This window comes from Cellulophaga lytica DSM 7489 (assembly GCF_000190595.1).
Classification (GTDB): domain Bacteria; phylum Bacteroidota; class Bacteroidia; order Flavobacteriales; family Flavobacteriaceae; genus Cellulophaga; species Cellulophaga lytica.
This window is the reverse complement of the sequence record NC_015167.1, coordinates 2685072-2710000: the sequence shown is the minus strand read 5'-3', so window position 1 is coordinate 2710000 and position 24929 is coordinate 2685072. Positions and strand designations below refer to the sequence as shown.

The window sequence follows — 24929 nt, the reverse complement described above, 5'->3', positions numbered from 1 at the left end:
CTCGTAGGCTCATTATGCAAAAGGCACGCCGTCACCCCTAAAGGCTCCGACCGCTTGTAAGCGTATGGTTTCAGGATCTTTTTCACTCCCTTGTTCAGGGTTCTTTTCACCTTTCCCTCACGGTACTGGTTCACTATCGGTCTCTCAGGAGTATTTAGCCTTAACGGATGGTCCCGCCAAATTCACACAAGGTTTCACGTGCCCCGTGCTACTCAGGATACCACTATCGGTAATGGTCTTTACTTATACAGGGCTATCACCTGCTATGGCCACGCTTTCCAACGTATTCTAATTCATAACACACCAAATATCGTGGTCCTACAACCCCAATATTGCCGAAACAATATTGGTTTGGGCTAATCCGCGTTCGCTCGCCACTACTAACGGAATCACTTTTGTTTTCTCCTCCTCCGGGTACTTAGATGTTTCAGTTCTCCGGGTTTGCTTCTCTTTCGAGATGACATATCTTCAATATGCCGGGTTGCCCCATTCGGATACCTGCGGATCATATCATATGTGCTGATCCCCGCAGATTTTCGCAGCTTATCGCGTCCTTCTTCGCCTCTGAGAGCCTAGGCATTCCCCATACGCCCTTTTGTAACTTGTCACTACTAGATGTTTTACATACCATCTAATAGCCTCTTGCTCTTCTCTATTTCGTATTCTTTTTATTTCTTATCGTGATAATTACCCCTGTGGTAATTATACACAATGTCCCAATATGTCAATGAACGTTATTACGAATCGCAACAGACAATTAAATTATCTATGCTCTCGATTACAATACACTGGATGATAATATTAATTATCTCCAGGAATTGCATGGTGGAGAATATCGGAGTCGAACCGATGACCTCCTGCGTGCAAGGCAGGCGCTCTAGCCAGCTGAGCTAATCCCCCATATACTAAAAGTAGTATATAGTAGCTTGTAGTTAGTACTGCCAACTACTACTCAACTTCCAGAATTTCCTTTTTACATTACGTTTATAATGCTATCTCAATACAACCAAACTAAAATAACTATAGCCTCTTGTTTTACCTTGACTACTTTTGTAACACTTACTCTTGATAAGCTTTACTTAGTAGTCCCAGGCAGACTCGAACTGCCGACCTCTACATTATCAGTGTAGCGCTCTAACCAGCTGAGCTATGGGACTCAATCTTAGTTGTTGTATCTTAATATTTTGAAGTGACAGCGAAAAAAGAAAATAAATCTAGATAAACTAAATTCTTACTACATAAACTAATATGTAACGGTCGTCTTTCTCTAGAAAGGAGGTGTTCCAGCCGCACCTTCCGGTACGGCTACCTTGTTACGACTTAGCCCTAGTTACCAGTTTTACCCTAGGTCGCTCCTTGCGGTGACGAACTTCAGGTACCCCCAGCTTCCATGGCTTGACGGGCGGTGTGTACAAGGCCCGGGAACGTATTCACCGGATCATGGCTGATATCCGATTACTAGCGATTCCAGCTTCACGGAGTCGAGTTGCAGACTCCGATCCGAACTGTGATAGGTTTTATAGATTCGCTCCTTATCGCTAAGTGGCTGCTCTCTGTACCTACCATTGTAGCACGTGTGTGGCCCAGGACGTAAGGGCCGTGATGATTTGACGTCATCCCCACCTTCCTCACGGTTTGCACCGGCAGTCTTGCTAGAGTCCCCACCATAATGTGCTGGTAACTAACAACAGGGGTTGCGCTCGTTATAGGACTTAACCTGACACCTCACGGCACGAGCTGACGACAACCATGCAGCACCTTGTAAATTGCCCGAAGGAAAGTCTATCTCTAAACCTGTCAATCTACATTTAAGCCCTGGTAAGGTTCCTCGCGTATCATCGAATTAAACCACATGCTCCACCGCTTGTGCGGGCCCCCGTCAATTCCTTTGAGTTTCATTCTTGCGAACGTACTCCCCAGGTGGGATACTTATCACTTTCGCTTGGCCGCTCAGATCGAAACCCAAACAGCTAGTATCCATCGTTTACGGCGTGGACTACCAGGGTATCTAATCCTGTTCGCTACCCACGCTTTCGTCCATCAGCGTCAATCAATTGTTAGTGATCTGCCTTCGCAATCGGTATTCTATGTAATATCTATGCATTTCACCGCTACACTACATATTCTAACCACTTCACAATAATTCAAGACCATCAGTATCAAAGGCAATTCTACAGTTGAGCTGCAAACTTTCACCCCTGACTTAACAGCCCGCCTACGGACCCTTTAAACCCAATAATTCCGGATAACGCTCGGACCCTCCGTATTACCGCGGCTGCTGGCACGGAGTTAGCCGGTCCTTATTCTTACAGTACCGTCACCAGACTACACGTAGTCCTTATTCTTCCTGTATAAAAGCAGTTTACAATCCATAGGACCGTCTTCCTGCACGCGGCATGGCTGGATCAGAGTCTCCTCCATTGTCCAATATTCCTCACTGCTGCCTCCCGTAGGAGTCTGGTCCGTGTCTCAGTACCAGTGTGGGGGATCCCCCTCTCAGGGCCCCTACCCATCGTAGTCTTGGTAAGCCGTTACCTTACCAACAAACTAATGGGACGCATACTCATCTTACACCGTAAACTTTATTATTTAAATGATGCCATAAAAATAAACTATAAGGTGTTAATCCAAATTTCTCTGGGCTATCCCTTAGTGTAAGGCAGATTGTATACGCGTTACGCACCCGTGCGCCGGTCGTCAGCAAGAGCAAGCTCCTCTGTTACCCCTCGACTTGCATGTGTTAAGCCTGCCGCTAGCGTTCATCCTGAGCCAGGATCAAACTCTTCATCGTTGTTTTGTAAATATTCTTAACAACCTAAAATCGTCCTAAACTAAACTCATTCTCTTTTTTTAATCCAATAATACTACAAGTAGCATTATTTTGCTGTCTCTTCAATATGTCAAATGAACTTTTAATTCTTGTAGAAATACTAGACTCGAACTAGTTGATTTTTAATAACAAATCATTCCAAAATTTCTTATCGCTTTACCCTCTTTGAAAGCGGTTGCAAATGTAAAACGTTTTTTTAAACTGACAAAATAAAAATTTAATTTATTTTACTGTTAATTTCGCTTTGACAACCCTAGCAAATTGGGAATGCAAAAATAGTATTTTTAATTGCTACAAAACAAGCTTTTAGTTACTTATTTTTTAACCTTTATATTATACTAATTTTACAACTGAATCAATGAACTTTGCTAACTTTACAACTGCTTGTTTCCCCGTTAGCGGCTGCAAATATACTCCCATTTTTAAACACCACAAGGCTTTTTTGATTCTTTTTTTAAAGTATTTTTATTTTATGCTTTAGAACCCTATTTTTCAAGCACTTAAAACAACACACTTTTAACCTATTTTTTTACCAAGCCTAAGCTTATTATTGAAAACTAACCTAAAACAATATTACTTTACCGCTAAAAAGGCGATTGTAGGGATAAAGAAATACAGAAAAGCAATACACACGTATACCTTATATATAATGTAAATTACTTTGGCGTTACACTGATAACATATATGCCATTAATTTAATATAAAATATCTACTTTATTATTGTTAGGGTGACAACAAGATATTATCTTTGTATTCTTATATTAATATTAGGTATGATTAAAATTACTTTACCAGACGGTACTTTAAAAGAATTTTCCGAAGGAAGCACTCCTATGGACGTTGCTAAAAGCATTAGCGAAGGATTTGCTAGAAATGTTATTTCTGCTAAATTTAATGATACCACGGTAGAAACCGTAACACCATTAACCGAAGATGGTAGCTTAGTTTTATATACTTGGAAAGATACTGAAGGCAAACAAGCTTTTTGGCACTCATCTTCACACATAGTTGCACAAGCTATTGAAGAATTATATCCTGGGGTTAAATTAACTATTGGACCATCTATTGAAAATGGATTTTACTATGATGTTGACTTAGGAGAAGGCAGATCTATATCTGATAAAGATTTTCCTAAAATAGAAAAGAAAGCAATTGAAATTGCCAGAGGAAAGCATGATTTTAAAATACGTTCTGTTACTAAAGATGAAGCCCTAGCCTTATACAAGGAACAAGGCAACGAATACAAAACCGAGTTAATTGAAAATTTAGAGGATGGCACAATTACTTTTTGTGACCATGATACGTTTACAGATTTATGTAGAGGCGGACATATACCTAACACTGGCATTGTAAAAGCAATAAAAATACTAAGTGTTGCAGGAGCATACTGGAGAGGTGATGAAAATAAGCCTCAGCTTACTCGTATATACGGTATATCTTTCCCTAAACAAAAGGAATTGACCGAATACTTAGAATTATTAGAACAAGCTAAACAAAGAGATCATAGAAAATTAGGTAAAGAACTTGAACTGTTTACTTTTTCTCAAAAAGTTGGCGCAGGTTTACCATTGTGGCTACCAAAAGGTGCTGCCTTAAGAGAGCGTTTAGAAAACTTTTTAAAGAAAGCACAGAAAAAAGCCGGTTATGAAATGGTGGTAACTCCGCACATAGGACAAAAAGAACTATACGTTACTTCTGGACATTACGCTAAGTACGGAGAAGATAGTTTTCAACCAATAAAGACTCCTAAAATGGATGAAGAGTTTTTATTGAAGCCTATGAACTGTCCACACCATTGCGAAGTATTTAATTTTAAACCACACTCTTATAAAGATTTACCTAAACGTTTTGCTGAATTTGGTACAGTATATAGATATGAACAAAGTGGTGAGTTACACGGACTAACACGTGTTAGAGGTTTTACACAAGATGATGCGCATATTTTTTGCACACCAGACCAATTAGATCAAGAGTTTAAAAATGTTATAGATTTATCTTTATATGTATTAAATTCTTTAGGTTTCACAAACTTTAAAGCTCAGGTATCTGTAAGGGATTTGAACAATCCCGACAAATATATTGGTAGTGTTGAAAACTGGGAAAAAGCTGAGAATGCAATTATAAATGCAGCCAAAGAAAAAGGCTTAGACTACGTTATAGAGAGTGGTGAAGCAGCTTTTTATGGCCCTAAGCTAGACTTTATGGTTAAAGATGCACTTGGTAGAAATTGGCAACTTGGCACAATACAGGTAGATTATAACTTACCAGAGCGTTTTGATTTAACTTATAAAGGGAGTGACAATGAAGATCACAGACCAGTAATGATACACCGAGCTCCTTTTGGAAGTATGGAACGTTTTATTGCTTTATTATTAGAACATACAGGTGGTAATTTCCCATTATGGCTAATACCAGATCAAGCAATTGTACTACCAGTTAGCGAGAAATATGAGAAATATGCGAAAAAAGTTTTAAATTCATTAGAAAATGACGAAATTCGCGCCCTGCTAGACAACAGAAACGAAACGGTTGGTAAGAAAATTAGGGAAGCTGAAATGAATAAAATCCCTTTTATGATTATCATTGGCGAGAATGAAGAGGCTACAAACACTATATCTGTGCGTAAACACGGAGGTGAAGATTTAGGCTCTATCTCAATAAAAGATTTTAGTGACTTGGTAACTAGCGAAATAAATAGTACCTTAAAGTCGTTTTAAAAAAATAGAAGTTTAATCTAAAAATTATTAGTTATAGCAATTAGAAAGAGATTTAGGCCGCAGCCGAGAAGAGAGAACAAGAATCCGCACAATATCAACAACGATATTAAAGTACCTAATGTACGTTTAGTTGGTGATAATGTAGAGGTTGGTGTATACTCAACAAAAGTGGCTTTAGCAAAAGCAGAGGAGTTAGAATTAGATTTGGTAGAAATCTCACCAAAAGCAGACCCTCCTGTGTGTAAAATTATAGACTACAAGAAATTCTTATACGAGCAAAAGAAGCGTGAAAAGGTTATGAAAGCCAAAGCGTCTAAAGTTGTTGTAAAAGAAATTCGTTTTGGACCACAAACTGATGATCATGATTATGAGTTTAAGAAAAAACACGCAGAGAAATTTTTAAAAGATGGTGCTAAATTAAAGGCATATGTATTTTTTAAAGGTAGATCTATAGTCTATAAAGATCAAGGAGAAATATTGTTGTTACGTCTTGCACAAGAACTAGAAGAACTAGGAAAAGTGGAGCAAATGCCTAAGTTAGAAGGTAAAAGGATGACAATGTTTTTAGCTCCTAAAACGAAGAAATAAGAATACTTGTAATTAAGTGTTTTAAAATAAACCAAATGTAACAGTTTGGAATACTAAGCGAGAAATGCCGGAGTTTTTTCGGTATTTAATTTATTAAATAGGAGAAAAATGCCTAAAATGAAAACTAAATCCAGTGCTAAGAAGCGTTTTAAGCTTACAGGTACAGGTAAAATAAAAAGAAAGCACGCTTTTAAGAGTCACATTTTGACAAAAAAATCTAAAAAGCGTAAGCTTGCATTAACTCATAGCGGATTAGTACATGAGTCTGATGTAAAAAGTATTAAAGAGCAATTACGTTTAAAGTAATTAAACTCTTTACGGTAATTATTATTAACCATGGAGTTAGGCTTAAAAACAAAGTGTCTTAATTAAGGCCGCCTACTACAAAAAAAATTAAAATTTATGCCAAGATCAGTAAATTCAGTTGCTTCTAGAGCCAGAAGAAAAAAGGTAATGAAGCAAGCCAAAGGTTACTTTGGAAGACGTAAAAACGTTTGGACAGTAGCTAAAAATGCGGTTGAAAAAGCAATGCAATATGCTTATAGAGACCGTAGAGTTAAGAAAAGAAATTTCCGTGCTTTATGGATTACTCGTATTAATGCGGGTGCTAGATTACATGGAATGTCTTATTCTCAATTCATGGGTAAAGTAAAAGCTAATAACATTGAGCTTAACCGTAAGGTTTTAGCTGATTTAGCTATGAACCACCCAGAAGCTTTTAAAGCTATTGTAAACAAGGTAAAATAAAAAAATAATTCATCTCGCTTAGGTGAATAAAACCTGCTCTTTTAAGAGCAGGTTTTTTTTTAGGAAAACTTTAGCTTAGTCACCACAACATTTACACTAATGATAAGTTTTATACTATAACTAATATTTTTTTGCTTAATACAAGCAACCTTTTTAACTGTTTTACATCTAATGTATGACTTAAATTTTTAAAGAAAGAAACGATTATGACAGGAGAATTTTCAGAAATGACAGATTTCTTAATTAACCTTACCGAACAAAAACCATATATTTTCATTACTATTTGCATACTAATTACAGCTTTTTTAACGTTTTACGAAATACGTAGAACCAAACACAATAAAAGCTAATGCTCAACAATGAATTACCTGAAGATTATAGCAACATATCTTTAATGCACTACTCCCAACTACTAAATTTTTTAGGGCCGTTTGGTATTATTGTACCCATAATAATGTGGTCTTCTAAAAAGACTGAAGTGAAAGATATGGATGCTCATGGAAGAGCTGTTATTAATTTTCAAATTAGTGTACTAATTTACTCCGTGGTATTTTTTGTATTATTATTAATATCTATGTTTTTATCATTATTCATTGTAGGCATTTTATTTTTATTTATACTATTTTTTGTTGGTATTGCACTAGCTTTATTAATGATAATAACTCCAATAATGGGTGGTATGGCTGCTTCTGAAAAAAGACTATACAAATACCCGTTGAGTATTAAATTTATTTAAACCTATTTATCTCTTTTTTAATTTCCATTTACAAAATGTTTAACTAAATTTTATATGATTATAAAGAGTTAAAGATATCTTTGTAGCTTATAATTAGCATAAATATGGATTTATCAAAAGTGAAAATGGTAGTTACCGATATGGATGGTACACTACTAAACTCTAAACATGAGGTTAGTGAAAAGTTTTTTAATCAATTTAAAAAATTAAAAGAGAATAATATTCTTTTTGTAGCTGCAAGCGGAAGACAATACCACAGTATAATAGATAAATTGCATAGCATTAAAGATGATATTTTAGTTATAGCAGAAAATGGTGCTATTGCTAAAAACAAAAATAAAGAACTACTGCAAACAGGCTTAGACAACACTACAATTACAGAGCTTCTAAATTTAATTGACACTATAGATGATGTTTACCCTGTATTATGCGGTAAAAAAAAGGCCTATATAGCATCAGACTCTGAAGAGTTTAAAGAAAAGTTTAAAGAGTATTATGCAGAATACGAAGTTTTAGATAGCTTACGCAACTATGAAGATGATATTTTAAAAATTGCTATTTATCATTTTGAGAGCTCTGAAAACTATATCTACCCAAAAGTAAAACATCTAGAGTCTAAACTAAAAGTGAAAGTATCTGGAGAGAATTGGCTAGACCTGTCTCACAACGATGCACACAAAGGGCACGCTCTAAAAAAATTACAAGATATGTTTAATATATCTTCATCAGAAACAATGGCATTTGGAGATTTTAATAACGACTTAGAAATGTTAGCACTCGCAGATTTTAGTTTTGCAATGGCTAATGCACACCCAAATGTTACCAAAGCAGCAAACTACCGTACAAAAAGCAATGATGAATTTGGAGTAGAGACAATATTAGATAAGCTTTTAGAAAGCTAACACTTAAGTTTTCTTCTTTTTTTTACGAGCCGCAGGAAACAACACATTATTTAATATTAACCTATAACCTGGTGAAGTAGGGTGTAATTCTAATTCAGTTTTAGGATCCCCTACTCTATGCTGGTAATCCTCTGGGTCATGACCACCATAAAACGTAAAAAAGCCTTTACCTTTTATGCCGTGAATATACCTAGCCTCATTATTAATTTTATTTTCACCCAAAACCAAAACTGTAGGTTTTATTTCAAATCTATTAAACGAGGTTGTTTGCCCCATAAAACCTTTAACTAAAGATGTGTGATTTTGGCAAAGCATAGTTGGCACAGGATCCCATTTAGCAGAAAAATCCATTAAAGAAAAATAATCTGTTTCTTTAGCTATTTGTCTTTTTCTTGTCATGTCTATAGATGAAAACTCATAAATAGAAGGGTTACGTTCTAACGTAAAATTAGTAAAGGCAAAAGTTTTCTTATAATCTATTTGAGATTGATAACTTGGGTCTGACGCATCACCATCAAACATAGGTTCACAAATATCTACACCTTCTGCAGACAAAGCAATATCAAAACTATCTGTAGCAGAACACATTGCAAACATAAAACCACCTCCTATCACATAATTTTTAATTTTTAAAGCTACATCTCTTTTCTCTTCAGATACTTTTGAATATCCTAACTTGTTTGCTAATTCTTCGGATTTTTTCTTGTTTTCAATATACCAAGGTGCTGCTTTATAACTACCATAAAATTTACCATATTGCCCAGTAAAATCTTCATGATGCAAATGCAACCAATCATACAAGGCCAATTTATCACTTAAAACCTCTTCATCATAAATAGTAACATACGGAATCTCTGCATAGGTTAACACCATAGTAACAGCATCATCCCACGGTTGATTACCTTTAGGTGAATAAACAGCAATTTTGGGTGCTTTTTCTAAGATAACTGCATCTTGATTTTTAGACGGACTACTTATTTCATCCAAAATACTTTCTGCCTGAGCAGAAGACAAAACTTCAAAAGAAACTCCTCTAATTTGGCATTCTTTACGTATTGCATCACCATCTGGCAGCAAAAAAGAACCACCTCTGTAATTTAGCAGCCACTGTACTTTTTGTTGTTTGGCAAGCACCCAATAGGTAATACCATATGCTTTTAAATGATTTTTTTGACTTTCTGCATCCATAGGAATTAGGATATTAGAAGCCAATGCATTTAATGAAATAAATAAAATTGATGCCAATAGAAGATACTTACGCATTTGTTTAGGTAATTTTAACTTTATTAAAGGTACTTAATTAGCCATTTAAAACATAAAAGCTAGTCTTAAATTATTTATTAAGACTAGCTTTTAGCATATTATATTATATGTTTCCTAAATTAAAAAGGAACATCATTATCATCTTCTGGAGGTAAACCATCGTTCATAGAACTACCAAAAGCTTCATTTGCACTTGGTAAGCCTTGAGTTAAAAATGGGTTTTCTTCATTTTCGTTCATTTTAGATTGATACTCAAAAGGAGAATCAAAATCATCTAGGTTATCAAATTTACCTTGACTACCAATAAACTTAAGTCTAATATTCTCTAAACCACCGTTTCTGTGTTTTGCAACAATAAATTCACCCTGACCTTGTGTTGGCGAATGCTCATCATCATCCCATTCATCAATTTTATAGTACTCGGGTCTATATATAAATGATACAATATCTGCATCTTGTTCAATTGCTCCAGATTCACGTAAATCTGATAAAACCGGTCTTTTACTTCCACCACGTGTTTCTACCGCCCTTGACAACTGCGAAAGTGCAATAACTGGAACATTAAGTTCTTTTGCAAGCGCCTTTAAGTTTCTAGAAATTGTTGAAATCTCTTGTTCACGGTTTCCTCCTTTTTGCGTACCACCTGCAGTCATAAGTTGCAAATAATCAATCATAATCATTTTTATACCGTGCTGAGATGCCAATCTTCTACATTTTGCTCTTAAATCAAAAATAGAAAGCGAAGGAGTATCATCTATAAACAAAGGAGCAGACTCTAAGGTTTTTACCTTTACGTTTAATTGCTCCCATTCGTGTTTTTCTAATTTACCAGTACGAAGTTTTTCAGAAGACAATCCGGTTTCTGACGAAATAAGTCTTGTAATTAACTGTACAGAAGACATCTCTAGAGAGAAAAAAGCAACTGGCATTTGAGACTGCACTGCCATATTACGTGCCATAGACAATGTAAAGGCAGTTTTACCCATACCAGGACGTGCGGCCACAATAATTAAATCACTTGGTTGCCAGCCAGATGTTAATTCATCTAACTTATGAAAACCAGATGGCACACCACTTAATCCTTCTTTACCAGATATCTCTTCAATTCTTTTTTTAGCTTGTATAACTAAATTTTGTGCCGTTTCTGCAGAACGTTTTAAGTTACCTTGTGTAACGTCATATAATTTAGATTCTGCTGTATCTAACAAATCAAATACATCTGTAGCCTCATCATAAGCCTCTTGTATAATTTCATTAGATATTTTAATTAAACTTCTTTGTATAAATTTCTGAAGAATAATTCTTGCATGAAACTCAATATGAGCAGAAGATGTTACTTTTTGGGTTAATTTGATTAAATAAAAATCTCCACCAACAGCTTCTAACTTACCATCTTGTTTTAATTGGGTAGAAACAGTTAATAAATCTATAGGTTCAGAAGATTCAAACAACTTAAAAATTGCTTCATAAATATGCTTGTGGGCATCTTTATAAAAAACATCTGGGTGTAAAATATCTATAACCTCATCTACACCTTTTTTATCTATCATCATTGCGCCAATCACAACCTCCTCTAAATCAACGGCTTGTGGCGGTATTTTTCCTTTCTCTAAATTTATTATTGTAGATTTATCTATCTTATGTCCTAATACTGGGCTTGGCTTATCCATATCTGCTAAAGTATGCAATTAACGTTTAGTTAACTTTATAATAGGTATAGTTATATTCACTAGTGATTAACAATTGACCTGTTGATAAGTTACGAATTTGTGTTCATAACCAAAAAAAATCCAAAGCCTAAGTCTTTGGATTTCTATTATTTTGAATAAAAATGCCTGTTAGCCGTTAAAGACTCCCATACTAGCATATTTATCCATTCTAGTTTCTACCAATTCTTTTGGTGATAACTTTTTTAAATCTTCAAAATGAGAAATAATTTTGTTTTTTACAATTGTAAAATTCTTATCTCTGTTTGCATGAGCTCCACCTGCTGGTTCACGTACAATTTCGTCAATAAGTTTTAATTTCTTCATATCTGTAGCAGTAAGTTTTAATGCCTCTGCAGCTTGCTCCTTATATTCCCAGCTTCTCCATAAAATAGAAGAACAAGATTCTGGAGATATTACAGAATACCACGTATTTTCTAACATTAACACTTTATCTCCCACACCTATACCTAATGCGCCACCAGAAGCACCTTCACCTATTATAACAACAATTATTGGTACTTTAAGGCGAGTCATTTCTAATATATTACGTGCAATAGCTTCTCCTTGTCCGCGTTCTTCTGCTTCAATACCTGGGTAAGCACCTGGAGTATCTATAAAACATACTACAGGAACATTAAATTTCTCTGCAGATTTCATTAAACGTAAAGCTTTACGGTAACCCTCTGGGTTAGCCATACCAAAGTTACGGTATTGTCTTGTTTTAGTATTAAATCCTTTTTGTTGACCAATAAACATAAAACTCTGATCCCCAATTTTTCCAAGGCCACCAATCATAGCTTTATCATCTTTTACATTACGGTCTCCGTGAAGCTCTAAAAAAGTATCTCCGCAGATTGCATTTATATAATCTAATGTATAAGGTCTGTTTGGGTGTCTAGAAAGTTGCACCCTTTGCCATGGTGTAAGATTCTTATATATATCTTTTCTAGTCTCTGTTAATTTTTTCTCTATCTGCTTACAAGTTTCAGATACATCAACATCACTCTCCTTGCCAATAATCTGACACTTATCTAACTGCTCTTCTAGTTCTTTGATAGGGAGTTCAAAGTCTAAATATTCCATATTTTCAAATAGGTTTGATTTATATCAAGAAACAAATATATGATATTAATGTAATTCCCCCATTAGACATCTAAAAAAATCCTAAAAATAACTAAAAGCAATTGCTTTTTACTATTCATTTTTACTTTGTAAATAGCAGTTCTCTATACTTAGTTAACGGCCATAACTCATTCTCTATCAATTGCTCTAACTTATCACTATGGTATCTAATTTCATCAAAAAATGGCTTTACACTATCACAATAAGCAAATGCCTTTTTACTTAAGTCTTTTAAGTTATTGGCATCTCTACGAGCTTGCGTCATTGTATCTGTCTTTGTTTTTATCTCATTTATATGTTCTGCTATTTGCTCTAAAATGGTTAATTGTGCTGCTGCCATTGACTTGTAATTATTGCCATAAATTTCTTTTAAACCAAGAACAGTTTTTAGTAGTTTATTTTGATATGCTAAAGCCGCAGGAACAATATGGCTGTATACCAATTCATTAAACACACGACCTTCTATTTGTACGTGCATAATGTATGATTCTAGCTCAATTTCTTGTCTGGCAGAAACTTCTACTTCGCTCATTACATTCATAGATTTAAACAAGTCTAAACTTTGTTTAGATGTTAAAACCTTTAAAGCTTCTGGAGTAGTTTTATTATTGCTAAGCTTTCTCTTTTTGGCCTCTTTTTCCCATTCTTTACTATACCCATCACCATCAAACCTAATTCTTTTAGACGTTTTTATATATTCTCTTAATATATTAAAAACAGCTTCGTCTTTTTTTAAGTTTTTATCATCTATAAGCTCATCTACCTCTTTTTTAAAATCTATTAATTGTTTTGCAACAATAGTATTTAAAACGGTCATTGGTTTAGAGCAGTTTGTTTTAGAACCAACACCACGCATCTCAAACTTATTTCCTGTAAATGCAAAAGGAGATGTTCTGTTACGGTCTGTATTATCTAAAAGTATTTCTGGTATTTTACCAACTACATTTAATTTAAGCTCTGTTTTTTCTTCTGGCGATAATTTACCTTTAGATACACCTTCTAACTCATCTAACACACTGCTTAATTGTGTACCTATAAATATTGAAAAAATAGCTGGTGGAGCTTCATTAGCTCCTAGCCTGTGATCGTTACTTGCAGATGCTATTGAAGATCTTAATAACTCCTCATACGTATCTACTGCTTTTATAGTATTGATAAAGAATGTTAAAAACTGAAGATTTTTCATTGGTGTAGAACCAGGACTTAACAAATTAGTACCTGTATCTGTAGCTAATGACCAATTGTTATGTTTACCAGACCCATTTATATGTGCAAATGGTTTTTCATGAAACAATACTTTTAAATTGTGCTTGTCTGCAATTTTATCCATAACGTCCATTAATAATAGGTTATGGTCTACGGCTAGGTTTGCTTCTTCAAAAACTGGTGCTAGCTCAAACTGATTAGGAGCAACCTCATTATGCCTTGTTTTTACAGGTATACCAAGTTTTATACACTCTACTTCAAGTTCCTTCATGAAATTTAAAACCCTACTAGGTATAACTCCAAAGTAATGATCATCTAACTGTTGGCCTTTTGCTGCATGATGCCCAACAAGAGTTCTACCTGTAAGTACAATATCTGGTCTAGAATATGCCAAAGATTTGTCTATAACAAAATACTCTTGCTCCCACCCTAGTGTTGCATTTACTTTAGTTACATTTTTATCAAAATATTTAGCCACAGCAGTTGCTGCTTCATCTACAGCAGAAAGTGCTCGTAAAAGTGGTGCTTTATTATCTAAAGCCTCACCAGTGTAGGATACAAATATGGTAGGTATACACAAAGTTTTATCATAAATAAAAGCTGCAGAAGTAGGATCCCATGCTGTATAACCTCTGGCTTCAAACGTATTTCTAATTCCTCCGCTAGGAAAACTAGAAGCATCTGGCTCTTGCTGTACCAATTGTCCCCCTCCAAATTTTTCTAGTGCTCTACCATCACTTAAAACATCAAAAAAGGCATCATGTTTTTCTGCAGTTGTACCTGTTAGTGGCTGAAACCAATGGGTGTAATGTGTAGCACCCATTGTAATGGCCCATGACTTTATACCTTCTGCTACTTGATCTGCAATTTTACGATCTATTTTAGCACCAGAAAAAATAGCATCTTTTACGGTTGCAAGTGCATCTTTAGTTAAAAATTGCAGCATTCTCTCCTCGTTAAAAACATGATTTCCAAATTTTTTAGATCTGCTACCTTTTTCATTTATCACAAAGTTTTCTCTAGACAAACTTTCTCTAACAGCATTAAACCTTACTATAGACATTATATATATTTTAAAAGTGGTGTGAATTACAAAATTACTAATTAAACCGAATAAAAATAAAAAATTTATAATTTACCCCTAAAAAAATAAGGGTATTAAGAATTACATCTAATATTTTAGCAATTACCCCTATAAAAATTATGGAGATACAATGAAAAAAATTATTTTTGCTGCATCTTTAATGAAATTACAACAATCAACATTATGAGCAAATCAAAATTAGAGTACATTTGGTTAGATGGTTATACACCAACTGCCAATTTAAGAAGTAAAACAAAAGTAGAAGATGACTTTAGCGGTAAATTAGAAGATTGCCCTATTTGGTCTTTTGATGGAAGTTCTACACAACAAGCAGAAGGAGGATCATCTGACTGTTTATTAAAGCCTGTAGCTATTTACCCAGATCCAGCACGTAAAGACGGGTACTTAGTAATGACTGAGGTTTTAAATGCTGACGGAACTCCTCACTTATCTAACTCTAGAGCTGGTATTGATGATGAAGATAACGATTTCTGGTTTGGTTTTGAGCAAGAGTACTTTATTATGGATAAGAATACACAATTGCCTTTAGGTTTCCCTGTAGGTGGTTATCCTGGTCCACAAGGTATGTATTACTGTTCTGTAGGTGGTAAAAACACTCACGGAAGAGATTTTGTTGAAGAACATGCAGACCTATGTATTGCAGCTGGTTTAAATTTTGAAGGAATTAACCAAGAAGTTGCAAGCGGACAGTGGGAATTTCAATTGTTTGCAAAAGGAGCTAAAAAAGCTGGTGACGAAATATGGATAGCTCGTTATTTATTAGACAGATTAACTGAACAATATGGTTACTATATTGAGTACCACCCAAAACCAGTAAAAGGTGACTGGAACGGTTCTGGTATGCACGCAAACTTCTCTAACACTATTTTAAGAACTTGTGGTTCTAAAGAAACTTACGAGAAAATATGTGAAGCATTTAGACCTGTTACTAAAGAGCACATTGCTGTTTACGGAGAGTTTAACGACCAACGTTTAACTGGTGAGCACGAGACTGCTGCTATTACAGATTTCAGCTACGGTATATCTGATAGAGGAGCTTCTATTAGAATACCTATTATTACAGTTGAAAAAGGCTGGAAAGGCTGGTTAGAAGACAGAAGACCTGCATCTAACGGAGATCCTTACAAAATTGCAGGAAGAATTATTAAGACTGTAAAATCTGCAAAGATTTAAGCATATAATTAAATTAATTGTTTTTAAAAATGCCTAAGATTATTCTTAGGCATTTTTTTTATTCTTCATTTAACTATTTCTTGTTTACTAAATGGTAAAGTATACAAAAGCAATATATCCAGATAGTAGCACAATACCGTCTCGCCATCCTAAGCGTAAACCTTTTGGAAAAAATACCAGAGGTAATAAAATTATTGCAAAACCTAGCATCCATAAAATATCATTACTTAACAACGTATTATCTACAACATTAAGAGGTGTTATTAATGCAGTTATACCTAGCACAGCAAAAATGTTAAATATATTAGAGCCAATTAAATTTCCTAAAGATATGGCTTTCTCTTTTTTAATTACTGCTATTATAGAAGCAGCAAGCTCTGGTATACTGGTACCTACAGATACAACAGTTACTCCAATTACCCTTTCACTAACATTGTAAAACCTAGCTAAACCTGTTGCACCGCTTACCAAAAGTTCTGATCCACCCCAAAGGCCTAAACCTCCAAGAGCTAAAAACAATAACATTTTAAAGGTTGGCAAAGGTACATCATCCTCTGGCGCTTCATCTTCTACTGCTGTTTTTTGAAACTTAATAAGATACACAATGTATACAATTAAAAGCGCCACCATTATTACCCCTTCATAAAACTTTATAACACCATCAAAATAAATAAAGCCAAAAAATACCAATGAGGCTAACATTAAAATTGGCCAGTCTGTTGTATAAAAACTTTTACGAACATCTATACTGCCTAACATTACTATAACACCCAGTACCAAACCTAGGTTAGCTATATTAGAACCAACTACATTACCTAAAGCTAAATCTGGCGAGCCCTCTAATGCTGCTTTTATACTAACTATTAGTTCTGGTGCAGATGTTGCAAAAGAAACTACCGTCATCCCCACCACAATTTTTGGTATTTGCAACCTTAATGATAATGCTACAGAAGATTTTAATAACCAGTTACCACCCATTATTAAAAAAACCAAACCAATAATTATGTAAACCAAATTGAGCATATACTATTTTTTGCAGCAAATATAACAATTAGAATGCTACATACTTTTTTAGTAAAATTATATTTTTTAACTATTAAAAACACCCCAAAATATCCTTAAAAATAAAAGGGAACATAAACCAAAACCACATAAAGTATTTTTTTGGAAATGAAAGGCCCCTTGCTTTTTTTATTATTGCAAAAACAGCCCTACAAATATTACAATTTAAAATATAAAGTTAAATTTAAGATTACATATATAAACTTTATTCAAGAATGCAATATGAATATTAACACAATTAACATTTAAAAGTTATAAATAGTGTATTCACTTGTATTAATAGTAGTCAACTTATTTGCAAATGAGTATAATTTCTATTTATCTTAAGTGAATAATCGATTATTTACAACTAATTATTAACCTTTAAAAACTACAAATTATGATTATTCTATCAGAAATTTTATTTAGCTATGTTATCACAATTACTGTAATACTATTTTAAGAAGAATCATATAGGCCTATATACCAATAAAGGTTGCTATAATGCAACCTTTATTCTTTTTAAGTATTACCATATATTTGCAGAAATTACTTTTATGAAAAAAGCCCTTTTTAGGTTTCTTGCTAAAATTAACCGTTTACTATTACCATCTTACAGTAAAAAACAGTTAGACTTATCTAAAGCTAGTAAATTACAATTAGCCATAATAGGTTGGCGTTATTATGTAACTACAAATGCTATAGACTAATAATGTAGTAAAGAATCAACATTATAATTTGCTATTTTATCTTTACCATTTAAAAAGTCTAATTCTATTAAAAAATTGCATTGCACTACCTCACCACCTAATTCTTCAATTAACTCACAAACAGCTTTTGCGGTGCCACCAGTAGCAAGTACATCATCATGTATTAATACCTTATCCCCTTTTTTAATGGCATCTGTATGTATTTCTAATGCATCTTCACCATACTCTAAAGAGTAGGGTTTAGAAAGCACGTTAAAAGGTAATTTTCCTTTTTTACGCACAGGAACAAAACCTGCTTTTAACTTGGTTGCTAAAAGTGTTGCAAAGAAGAAACCACGACTTTCCATACCCACAACTTTGTCTATTTTTTGCTCTTTTACTAAATTTAAGAGTGCATCTGTAGTTTTTTCTAAAATTTCTGCATTATTTAGCAAAGGAGTAATATCCTTAAAAACAATGCCTTGCTTAGGAAAATCTTGAACATCTCTAATATATTCTTTAAAATTCATATATTTTTTTCTTTAGTTATTTTGTGGTAAAAGTAAAAAGAAATATATTTGCACCCTCGTTTAAAGGAATTTAAACAAAAACGGCCTCGTGGCGCAACTGAATAGCGCACTTGATTACGGCTCAAGAGGTTACAGGTTTGAATCCTGTCGAGGTCACTTTAAAGAGCTTAAACTCTTATCAAAACCACGTAATTCTTATGAATTACGTGGTTTTCTGGTTTTTAGAGCAACATATAAAATGATATGATTTGCTTTAATATGTCAGTTATCCGTCAGTTAATTTTCAAAGTGTCAGTTCAACTGACGCTTTCACAAAAAGCGCTGAATGTATTGCTATAGTTGATTTGACTTTCGTCAAGACGATTTGTTTAATCTAAAGACGACAACTATGCGGTCAACACACACATTTTCAATTCTCTTTTGGGCAGACCAAAAGAACGCAATCAATGGCGAAGTATTAATCTACGCTAGAATAACTGTAGATAAAAAAAGAGCAAATATTAGTTTAAAAAGACGTGTGCCTCAAAATCTTTGGGATCCTAAAAAGAAAAAACTCAGAGGCAATTCGCACCAAGCTCAAAGCGCCAATCAGTATTTAGATCAGATTTACACACAACTCTTCCAGATTTACCAGGACCTTAAATTTAAAGGAGAGCTTATTACGGCTCAACTTATTAAAGCACAATACACAGGTGAAGCTGACAACAAAGGAAAATCACTTAAAAATATTTTTGAGTACCACAGTAAAAAAATTACAAATACACTTGCTTCTGGTTCCATAAGAAATTTTGGCATTACAGAAAACTACGTATTTAAGTTCCTGGAGCAAAAAAGAAAAACAACAGACATTTACCTCAACCAACTCAATTTTGAATTCTTAAGTCATTTTGAATTGTTTCTATCTGAAGTTTGGCCAACTGGCCACCCAAAAGCATTAGGCAACAATACAAGAATGAAGCACATACAACGTTTACGAAAGGTTGTTACGTTAGCTTATCATTTAGAGTGGATTGACAAAGATCCTTTTGTTAGATGGAAAATGACTTACGATAAAACTAACAGAGAATTTCTATCAGAGCAAGAATTAAAAAAACTCGAAAACAAGGTTTTCATTTCTGAACGATTAGATCGCGTTCGCGACCTATTCGTTTTTAGTTGCTACACTGGTATTAGCTATGTAGATATAATGAACTTAACACCCAATCATTTAGTCTTAGGTATAGACGGAGGTTATTGGATAATGACCAAAAGACAGAAAACCAATACAACAGTCAAAGTACCTCTATTAGGGCAAGCTTTAGATATCGTAAACAAATACAAAGATCATCCGGTAACAGCAGTTAATAATTCATTGCTTCCAGTACTCACAAACGAAAAACTCAATATGTTTCTTAAAGAAGTTGCCAATTTTGTAGGCATTAATAAGAATCTAACCTTTCATATGGCACGACATACATTTGCAACGACTGTAACGCTTTCTAACGGCGTTCCAATCGAAACGGTTTCCAAACTTTTAGGTCATTCAAAAATCGCAACAACTCAAATTTATGCTCGTGTACTTGAAAATAAAGTAAGTGCAGATATGAATGCCTTAAAAAACGTTTTACTCAATAAATCAAAAGATAGCACAGTTGCAAAAAACTCAAAAGCAAGCAGTTGAGTTTTTACAAGAACCTGCTTCCCTCACTCCTATTTTGAAATTTTAAATGTGTTGTATAGCTTAATGGATAAATTTTAAATCCAACCTATGCAACACATTTCCCAAATCATTGAACGTTACAAAAAAACAAATCATTAAGATAGAAGAATCTAACCTGAGAAATCTATCTGTTCTTAACGACGGTCTTAACCTTTCCGTACAAACATTAAATAAATTAAGAAAAAATTTAAGAACCAAGGATAACTTCTTCACTCAAGAAGAAGAAATATCTTTTTTCAAATATGATAAACCGTTTATCAATGGACGAATAAAATTCTTCTCAAAAGTTAGACGATTTATTGCTGAAAAACCTAACGCAAGTATTACTAAACAAATTAAATATGTTCATTCTACAATAGATAAACTAGAAAAACATAAAATGCGAAACTTAGAATTCTTCCAATACACCAGGCAATGCAATAATACACTAGACCATATATATTTTGTACGCGGCAAAGACAACTTAGACTTTCCAGTAGATACTTCTCATTATTTTACAGATCCAGAATTTTCTACCAGTCACGACAATCTTGCTGCGCAAGTAATTGGTTATGATTTACTTTCAAACTATTACGATCTTGAATTAGAATACCTCAACAAAAAGAAAGAAAATGTCATTATTGAAGAAGTCAGTCCAGCCATTTTAAATGGCTTGTCCTGGACAGCGTCTAAAACTGATTTAGTAGAAATTATTTATGCACTACATAGCGCAGGAGCCATCAGAAACGGACAAGCTGAATTAAGTAAAATGGCCGAAGTCTGCGCCACACTATTTGATTTAAACCTAAACAATTTCTATAAAACCTATGCCGAAATCAAGAATCGCGAAAAAGACACCACAAAATTTTTAGACCATTTAAAACGCAGTCTAGAAAAGCGCATAGACCTCGATAATGCTAAGTGAATTCAAAATAAATGCTCATTTTTAACAACATCATAAATGTTAAATTATCTCGGTACTACCGAACACATACCGAACAAAAAATTATAAATCTTACCAGTTTTGTAAAACGAAAGTCAAATCAATGCAAAGTCATCTTTAACCAATTAACTTGATGACTTTGCTTTTAAAACAGTTTTACAAATGCCAACATCAATTCTCACCACAGACGATCTTTATGATTTTAAACTAGAACTTCTTAGAGAACTCAAAAAACTTCTTCAAGATAAAGCTCCAACAGCAATCAAAAAATACCTCAAATCGGCAGAGGTGATGGAAATGCTCCAAATAAGTCCAGGAACATTACAGAACTTAAGAATCAACGGTACACTGCCCTACACAAAAATTGGTGGAATTATTCTATACGAGTATGAAGAAATACTTCGTATTCTTCAAGAAAACAAAGTTGCTTCTTAAAATGAAACAATGGCAGACGTTAATTACATCAAACATCTCAATGCGATATTTGCTTTGTTCCAAAAAGATTCCAGACTCAACCCTACACACATTAGTCTATATTTAGCATTCTTTCAAATATGGAACCATAATCGCTTTCGCGAAAGTTTCCACGTAAACCGAGAAGATGTAATGCAATTGTCTAAAATAGGCTCAAAATCAACCTATCATAGATGCACCAAACAATTGCACCACTACAAATATCTCATTTATATGCCATCGCATAATCCGTTTAAAGGTTCCGTAATCAAGATGCTCAAATTCGAGACAACCTCTGAACAAGCTCTAGACTTAGGTGTGCCAAATCAAGGACAAGCATTGGTACCTTCTAATAAACAGTATAAACAAATAAAAAACAGTTATAAACTGGAGCTTCCAAAAAATGAATTAGAAGTTTTAGATTTTTTCAAAAAAGAAAACTGGCCTCAATTAGAAGCACAAAAATTCTATAACCATTATCAAGCCAACGGTTGGAAAATAGGTGTAAAATAAAAATGGAAAATTGGCACGCTTCCGCTAAAAATTGGATGCTGAAACATATGGAAATATCAGTTCGAACAAGTCATATCGAGCGCAGTCGAGATGCGAAAACAAATGATAAACAGCAGTCCCAAATCAGAGACAACCTACACACAGTTAGAAACAAAGATTATAATCAACCGCTATGAAGCAATCAGAAACAATATTTAATCCAAAGGCACCACACATACTTATTGAAGGCGCCACACAGTTTGAATTAGGTAGTTTTAATGGCAAAGCCATCAATTACGATTTTCCTAAGATACTTAACTACCTAGATGCAAAAGGGAAATTATGCTTCGGCAAGAATTTCAAAATCTACAAAGAGGATCACGAGTTATTACTTGAGCTGGCAAGCTACTTCATTCAAGATCACGAGTATTGTAAGAAACTAAATATTGATACTAAAAAAGGCATACTCTTATCTGGTCCAGTAGGTTGTGGTAAAACGACGCTGATGCGTCTATTACCTCATCTTGTTCCTCATAAAAAAACTTACAATTTTATTCCGTGTCGCAATATCGTTTTTGGTTTTAATGGTATAGGATTCAAAATGATTGAAGATTATAGCGATAATAAAGCATACTGCTTTGATGATTTAGGTGTTGAGCACATTGGAAGGCATTACGGTAAAGATTGCAATGTAATGGGCGAAATTCTCATATCAAGATATGAGGTTTTTAAACAAAAAGATATCTTAACTCATATTACAACAAATCTTAATGCTGTAGAAATTGAAGAACGTTATGGAGAACGTGTTCGCTCCCGTATGCGGTCTATGTTCAACCTACTTAGTTTTGATAGCAACACTAAAGACAAAAGAGGTTAAAAACCTAATGACCTTCTATTATTTGGTTTATGTAGTGTTACTCAACACCTATAAAAATTGGTAACATCAATAAAATTAAATCAAACTATCCAATCTGATTTCTCGCCAACACCAGTAATTATTAATGTTTGAATTGCTCGTGAGAAAACTACGTAGTAAAGTGATTTTTCTTTCTTAAGATATTCTTTTTTCTGAATATCAGAATAAATATCAAAACCAGGATGCCTAAATGGCACATAATCCTTACTAAAGCCTCTTACAAATAAATGCTTGAATTCGTGACCTTTTAAATTATGAAAAGTTGACACTACAATTGAATCATTTGATCGTATTGTAGCTTTAATATCAGAAAACTTTTGTTGGATCTCGTTAAGCAATTTCTTGCTTTCATCTACTAAGCGATTTGTTCTACTTGCGATACAGATATCACTCGGGTTTACACTATCATCAAGGAGTAATGTCTCTATCTGCTCTGAAATATACTGATCCTCCGCTTCAGGACTAGCAAAAACTTTATAGGTAGGGTCTGAACCGTGCATTAAACTCACGTAACCAGTATTTGTTTCTTTTTCTCCATCAAAATCATCGTACTCCGTATTTAACAATATACTTACAGCTCTCTTTTTTATTTCTTCTGTAGTTCTATAGTTAACTTTTAATTTTCTAGATCTACGACCACGAATGTGAATACCTGATTTAGAAAAATTAATTCTTCTTCCATAAATATTCTGAAAAGGATCTCCTACCAAGAACAAATCATCCTCTTTTTCATTTACTAAAACTCTTAATAATGATAATTCTAAATTTGAAAAGTCTTGAATTTCATCGCAAATAATATGAGAAAAAGGCTTCTCGCTAATGCTACTAAAATATGCAATTAATAAATTACACAACTCAAATTTAGTATAGTTTGATTCCTTAGACTTTATAAACTCTTCGCAAAGCTCCCAAATTTGAGTTTTATCTTGGCGACCTATTCTAACAGAGCGACCAACTCGAGAAGTTTTATAATATTCATTAACCGATTTTACTGAATTTGCTAAAATCACATCGTTGTATTCATCCTGAAGAAACTTTTCATCAAAAGTAGATGGATTAAATTCAATAATCTCTTTCCACAGTTCTAGCTCTTGGCTACTATTAATCATTCCCGACGACTCATCAATTACTTTAAATTCACGTGCCAATTCAAAGATTAGTTTGTCGATATTTGAAATTACTATTTCACTATCAGGTATACTAAATTTTTCAGTTACTGTACTTAAATACTGCGTCAAGCTTTTAGTAAATGTTGTAAAAAGAATTGGCTTATCAAATGATTCTAATTTTTGCGATAAATACTTAGCTCTATGTAAAGCACAGACTGTTTTACCTGTACCCGCGCTTCCAGTGACTTTAAGAGGACCTTTAAACTCTCCATAAGCTATAGAACGCTGTGATGGATGCAGAAATAATTTCCATTTTTCGAAATCTCCAGATAATATATTTTCAAGCTCTGCATCATCTGTAAGCACGTATACATTCTTCTGAGCATTAGGACTCAAGGTATTGTCATCTGATACTTTACCAGCCTCTATTTCTTCAAGAATATCTTCTAATGAAATTCCTTCAGACAAGTAGTATAAATACTCATAAACATCTGATGGAAGATTGGAAGCATAACTTTCTAAATGTTCAACGCGCTCGATGCTTTTAACCAATCCAATAAGGTCTTTAGGCACACCAATACTAGTCAGTTGATCGTCTGAATATGATGTATAAAGTGAGGCTGCATCTTTTACGGTGACGTTAGTTGACACAGGTTTAGTTTGGTTTTTAGGGCGGTCATACATTTGAAATGATTGCGTACTCGCATTCCATTCAAAAACTTTATTCTTAGCCCAATCCATTGCTTCATCGTGATTGTCAACCCATAGTAAATGAAATCCATTACCTTCCTCTGGAGCTTGTATAATAGCACGGTATTTTTGATCTATTCTTACCGTCCGAAGAGACTGATCTTTAAATGTATTTATCTTTTCATAATTGATGGCACTAGATTTAGGGTCTTCTTTAAACTTTTTCATAAACTCCCTAGTCTTCTTCTGTATCTTTCTAGGTAGTACAGAGAAAGCATCAAAAAAGGAGT

Annotated in this window: 21 protein-coding genes, 3 tRNA genes and 2 rRNA genes (1 of these 26 only partly in view); 15 read left to right on the top strand and 11 right to left on the bottom strand. The window is 34.0% G+C overall.

The genetic code is table 11. The annotated features are described in order from the left end of the window. The 4 genes from CELLY_RS12110 to CELLY_RS12095 all read right to left on the bottom strand — a co-directional run. Positions 1-608, bottom strand: a 23S ribosomal RNA gene (locus tag CELLY_RS12110) (it extends 2217 nt beyond the left edge of the window). A 215-nt stretch (positions 609-823) separates the two neighbouring features. After that, positions 824-900: transfer RNA gene (locus CELLY_RS12105), tRNA-Ala, on the bottom strand. 183 nt (positions 901-1083) lie between these two features. Then, positions 1084-1157 (bottom strand) — tRNA-Ile (locus CELLY_RS12100). 114 nt (positions 1158-1271) lie between these two features. Next, a 16S ribosomal RNA gene (locus CELLY_RS12095) occupies positions 1272-2791 on the bottom strand. The 16S and 23S rRNA genes sit together here with 2 tRNA genes alongside, the layout of an rRNA operon. A gap of 812 nt (positions 2792-3603) precedes the next feature. On the opposite strand from CELLY_RS12095, the gene thrS reads away from it, so the two are divergent. The 7 genes from thrS (at position 3604) to CELLY_RS12065 (ending at position 8520) form a co-directional block, all read left to right on the top strand. Continuing rightward, positions 3604-5547 (top strand): threonine--tRNA ligase, encoded by a 1944-nt coding sequence (thrS, locus tag CELLY_RS12090; RefSeq protein WP_013621967.1) that lies wholly within the window; start codon positions 3604-3606, stop codon positions 5545-5547. Between the two features lie 39 nt (positions 5548-5586). Then, a complete protein-coding gene (gene infC, locus CELLY_RS12085; RefSeq protein ID WP_075695343.1) occupies positions 5587-6135 on the top strand; it encodes a translation initiation factor IF-3 in 549 nt (182 codons plus the stop codon). Between the two features lie 108 nt (positions 6136-6243). Next, positions 6244-6441: a 50S ribosomal protein L35 gene (gene rpmI, locus CELLY_RS12080; RefSeq protein ID WP_034647033.1), complete on the top strand. Its 198-nt coding sequence runs from the start codon at positions 6244-6246 to the stop codon at positions 6439-6441. A 96-nt stretch (positions 6442-6537) separates the two neighbouring features. Further along, the gene (gene rplT / locus CELLY_RS12075) at positions 6538-6882 is read left to right on the top strand and encodes a 50S ribosomal protein L20 (RefSeq protein WP_013621964.1); all 345 of its coding nucleotides are present in this window, start codon (positions 6538-6540) and stop codon (positions 6880-6882) included. A gap of 206 nt (positions 6883-7088) precedes the next feature. Next, positions 7089-7232, top strand: coding sequence for a hypothetical protein (locus tag CELLY_RS17090; protein ID WP_013621963.1), 144 nt, complete (start codon positions 7089-7091; stop codon positions 7230-7232). Then, positions 7232-7618, top strand: coding sequence for a DUF4870 domain-containing protein (locus tag CELLY_RS12070; RefSeq protein ID WP_013621962.1), 387 nt, complete (start codon positions 7232-7234; stop codon positions 7616-7618). The genes CELLY_RS17090 and CELLY_RS12070 overlap by 1 nt, the downstream gene beginning before the upstream one ends. 104 nt (positions 7619-7722) lie before the next feature. Then, complete coding sequence (locus CELLY_RS12065; protein WP_013621961.1) at positions 7723-8520, top strand: Cof-type HAD-IIB family hydrolase; 798 nt, start codon at positions 7723-7725, stop codon at positions 8518-8520. A gap of 3 nt (positions 8521-8523) precedes the next feature. Here the strand turns inward: CELLY_RS12065 and CELLY_RS12060 are convergent, their stop codons facing one another. The 4 genes from CELLY_RS12060 to CELLY_RS12045 all read right to left on the bottom strand — a co-directional run bounded on the left by CELLY_RS12060 (position 8524) and on the right by CELLY_RS12045 (position 14883). Next, a complete protein-coding gene (locus tag CELLY_RS12060; RefSeq protein ID WP_013621960.1) occupies positions 8524-9783 on the bottom strand; it encodes a hypothetical protein in 1260 nt (419 codons plus the stop codon). Between the two features lie 119 nt (positions 9784-9902). Beyond that, a complete protein-coding gene (dnaB, locus tag CELLY_RS12055) occupies positions 9903-11453 on the bottom strand; it encodes a replicative DNA helicase (protein ID WP_034647037.1) in 1551 nt (516 codons plus the stop codon). 168 nt (positions 11454-11621) lie between these two features. Beyond that, positions 11622-12575, bottom strand: a complete 954-nt coding sequence (locus CELLY_RS12050; protein WP_013621958.1) for an acetyl-CoA carboxylase carboxyltransferase subunit alpha — start codon at positions 12573-12575, stop codon at positions 11622-11624. Between the two features lie 121 nt (positions 12576-12696). Next, the gene (locus tag CELLY_RS12045) at positions 12697-14883 is read right to left on the bottom strand and encodes a glutamine synthetase III family protein (protein WP_013621957.1); all 2187 of its coding nucleotides are present in this window, start codon (positions 14881-14883) and stop codon (positions 12697-12699) included. 204 nt (positions 14884-15087) lie between these two features. Here CELLY_RS12045 and CELLY_RS12040 point away from each other — a divergent pair, with 204 nt between their 5' ends. Beyond that, positions 15088-16098, top strand: a complete 1011-nt coding sequence (locus CELLY_RS12040) for a glutamine synthetase beta-grasp domain-containing protein (RefSeq protein ID WP_013621956.1) — start codon at positions 15088-15090, stop codon at positions 16096-16098. An 87-nt stretch (positions 16099-16185) separates the two neighbouring features. Here the strand turns inward: CELLY_RS12040 and CELLY_RS12035 are convergent, their stop codons facing one another. Next, the gene (locus CELLY_RS12035; RefSeq protein WP_013621955.1) at positions 16186-17121 is read right to left on the bottom strand and encodes a calcium/sodium antiporter; all 936 of its coding nucleotides are present in this window, start codon (positions 17119-17121) and stop codon (positions 16186-16188) included. 575 nt (positions 17122-17696) lie between these two features. Here CELLY_RS12035 and CELLY_RS12030 point away from each other — a divergent pair. Then, on the top strand, positions 17697-17849 hold the full coding sequence (locus CELLY_RS12030; protein ID WP_013621954.1) for a hypothetical protein: 153 nt from the start codon (positions 17697-17699) through the stop codon (positions 17847-17849). On the opposite strand, the gene CELLY_RS12025 is transcribed toward CELLY_RS12030, so the two are convergent. Next, positions 17846-18358: an adenine phosphoribosyltransferase gene (locus tag CELLY_RS12025; RefSeq protein ID WP_013621953.1), complete on the bottom strand. Its 513-nt coding sequence runs from the start codon at positions 18356-18358 to the stop codon at positions 17846-17848. The genes CELLY_RS12030 and CELLY_RS12025 overlap by 4 nt on opposite strands. Before the next feature lie 82 nt (positions 18359-18440). On the opposite strand from CELLY_RS12025, the gene CELLY_RS12020 reads away from it, so the two are divergent. From CELLY_RS12020 to CELLY_RS11995, 6 genes are all read left to right on the top strand, one after another. After that, positions 18441-18514 (top strand) — tRNA-Arg (locus tag CELLY_RS12020). Positions 18515-18746: 232 nt separating this feature from the next. After that, positions 18747-20018, top strand: a complete 1272-nt coding sequence (locus CELLY_RS12015; RefSeq protein ID WP_013621952.1) for a site-specific integrase — start codon at positions 18747-18749, stop codon at positions 20016-20018. A 109-nt stretch (positions 20019-20127) separates the two neighbouring features. Then, positions 20128-20961, top strand: a complete 834-nt coding sequence (locus CELLY_RS12010) for an RteC domain-containing protein (protein WP_013621951.1) — start codon at positions 20128-20130, stop codon at positions 20959-20961. A gap of 180 nt (positions 20962-21141) precedes the next feature. Next, complete coding sequence (locus CELLY_RS12005) at positions 21142-21414, top strand: helix-turn-helix domain-containing protein (RefSeq protein ID WP_013621950.1); 273 nt, start codon at positions 21142-21144, stop codon at positions 21412-21414. 9 nt (positions 21415-21423) lie between these two features. Then, complete coding sequence (locus tag CELLY_RS12000) at positions 21424-21945, top strand: hypothetical protein (RefSeq protein WP_013621949.1); 522 nt, start codon at positions 21424-21426, stop codon at positions 21943-21945. Between the two features lie 172 nt (positions 21946-22117). Next, positions 22118-22801 (top strand): P-loop NTPase family protein, encoded by a 684-nt coding sequence (locus tag CELLY_RS11995; RefSeq protein WP_013621948.1) that lies wholly within the window; start codon positions 22118-22120, stop codon positions 22799-22801. A gap of 80 nt (positions 22802-22881) precedes the next feature. Here CELLY_RS11995 and CELLY_RS11990 read toward each other — a convergent pair whose 3' ends face one another. Further along, on the bottom strand, positions 22882-24867 hold the full coding sequence (locus CELLY_RS11990; protein ID WP_169309926.1) for a UvrD-helicase domain-containing protein: 1986 nt from the start codon (positions 24865-24867) through the stop codon (positions 22882-22884). Positions 24868-24929: the final 62 nt, after the last annotated feature.